Origin of the sequence: Nodularia chucula CCY0103 (assembly GCF_963923915.1) — a bacterium.
In the GTDB taxonomy this organism is placed as follows: Bacteria; Cyanobacteriota; Cyanobacteriia; order Cyanobacteriales; family Nostocaceae; genus Nodularia; species Nodularia chucula.
On the sequence record NZ_CAWUOL010000182.1, the window covers coordinates 1 to 1,632 of the forward strand.

3 protein-coding genes and 1 pseudogene are annotated in these 1,632 nt (G+C 39.8%); 2 read left to right on the forward strand and 2 right to left on the reverse strand.

Translation table 11 applies throughout. The features are described from left to right. Window positions 1–411, forward strand: a pseudogene (locus ACM0OP_RS24045) (IS4 family transposase); the annotation flags it as partial. 46 nt (window positions 412–457) lie between these two features. Here ACM0OP_RS24045 and ACM0OP_RS24050 read toward each other — a convergent pair. Beyond that, complete coding sequence (locus ACM0OP_RS24050) at window positions 458–859, reverse strand: nuclease A inhibitor family protein (RefSeq protein WP_414530926.1); 402 nt, start codon at window positions 857–859, stop codon at window positions 458–460. 200 nt (window positions 860–1,059) lie between these two features. On the opposite strand from ACM0OP_RS24050, the gene ACM0OP_RS24055 reads away from it, so the two are divergent. Further along, a complete protein-coding gene (locus ACM0OP_RS24055) occupies window positions 1,060–1,344 on the forward strand; it encodes an HNH endonuclease (RefSeq protein WP_414530927.1) in 285 nt (94 codons plus the stop codon). A 103-nt stretch (window positions 1,345–1,447) separates the two neighbouring features. Here ACM0OP_RS24055 and ACM0OP_RS24060 read toward each other — a convergent pair whose 3' ends face one another. Then, window positions 1,448–1,621, reverse strand: coding sequence for a hypothetical protein (locus tag ACM0OP_RS24060; RefSeq protein ID WP_414530928.1), 174 nt, complete (start codon window positions 1,619–1,621; stop codon window positions 1,448–1,450). Window positions 1,622–1,632 lie beyond the last annotated feature (11 nt).

Consider the following 1,632-nt stretch of genomic DNA (forward strand, 5'->3'; position numbering starts at 1 on the left):
AATTTTGAGTCCTTAGAATTGGCTATTTCTGCCTATAAACAAAGATTTGATATTGAGGAAATGTTTAGAGATTTTAAGAAGGGAGGCTATAATTTAGAGGATACTAATGTAACTGGTGAACGCTTTATTTCTCTAGTTTTATTGATAGCGATCGCTTACTCCTCTGCAACAATTCAAGGTCAACAAATCAAACGTAAAGGAATACAAAAATATATTGCTCGGATCAAAGAACATGGTCGAACGGAACGGAGACATAGTAGTTTTTATATCGGCTTATATGGTCAAACTTGGGTCAATTTCAAGGATGTTTGTATGGATTTAGTCACGGAGTTAATGAAATTAAATCGCAATAAACGCAAGTATTATCAACAAGGTCTAAGAGCTATGAGGCTTATAGAGTCTGTCTTGTAGCTGATTTTGTCCCCCCTTCAGGTAAAGTTGATAATCTCTAAGCAAATTAAGTTTCTACAATTTTAGTGGCAATCCCCGCTAAATCACCTGTAGGGGTTTGACCAATTACATAAATATCAATCTCTATCTCACCCAAGCGATACACTTGTGGGTTGCTCAGATTGGCTTTAATTACCTGCACAAGAGCTAGGAATTTATTGACGGTTTCCTTCTCTGCTGCGGAATGCCAATCTTGGGCTGTTGTGGCCACACTGAAAAAATCGTCAACCCCCTGGACTTCCACAGGCGTATCTTGGGGGTGATTTGTCAGCTGTACAACTTGTTCAGGTGTTGCGGCTGCATCTGACCACAAACAAACCTCACAAGCGCACTCTGACTCACTCATAAACAGCAAGCCCTCTGATGCCTGTTTTAGCTGTTCTAAAATTTCTGCATTAGTTTTAGTCATAGAATTTCATATTAAAATAATGGACTTAATCACTGCCCAGAAATCTAGCTGGAAGTTTTGGTATACTAGCAGTTATACATTCTTACTAACAGATGATAGATATTAATTAGCCCATTGGCGATCGCCCATGAAGGGTATAGTTAATCAAGTGTGTTACCTTGATATTACTTGGGTATAATAATGTTCTGTCAATAGTGATCATGAGTGACTATCCTAAGCACTGGAAAGAATTAGCTACATCAATCAAGGAAAAAGCTAATTGGTGCTGTTACAAATGTGGTCGCGTTTGCTTACGTCCTGGTGAAAAACCTACTGATTTAACTAAACCCCGTGCCTACAATCTACAGGTTCACCACTGGAACAGAAACCCTTCTGATAATAGACCTGAAAACTTGGTTTGTCTGTGTGCTGGATGTCACCTAAGTTACCATAGGGGTGGTAAGAGTAATGTTTCTGTGGGTCAGTTGTCACTGTTTGATATTTAGTTTTTCGCCGAATTTTCTTAAGGGAAATTGTAAAATCTGCGAACTGCTTGCAGCAGCGCTGACGCTATCGCCTAATCACCCACTGGTAAATTTCCCCTAAGAATCAAATACTGTCATCCATCCAGCCGCAGTTATGACAATCCCAGTGAACCCGTGAGACATAATCCCTATCAAATTCAGCACCACACTGAGGACAAAAACCTGTAAATAACGGATGGTTTTCTAACAGTTCTAATTGATTTCTGCAAGCCGCACTCTTGTGCGAGCTTCTAGTCATGAGTTAGGCGT

Excerpts from the sequence above, each read along its gene's own strand:
- ACM0OP_RS24055 (WP_414530927.1), top strand. The coding sequence starts at position 1,060 with ATGAGTGACTATCCTAAGCACTGGAAAGAATTAGCTACATCAATCAAG.
- ACM0OP_RS24050 (WP_414530926.1), bottom strand. The coding sequence starts at position 859 with ATGACTAAAACTAATGCAGAAATTTTAGAACAGCTAAAACAGGCATCA.
- ACM0OP_RS24060 (WP_414530928.1), bottom strand. The coding sequence starts at position 1,621 with ATGACTAGAAGCTCGCACAAGAGTGCGGCTTGCAGAAATCAATTAGAA.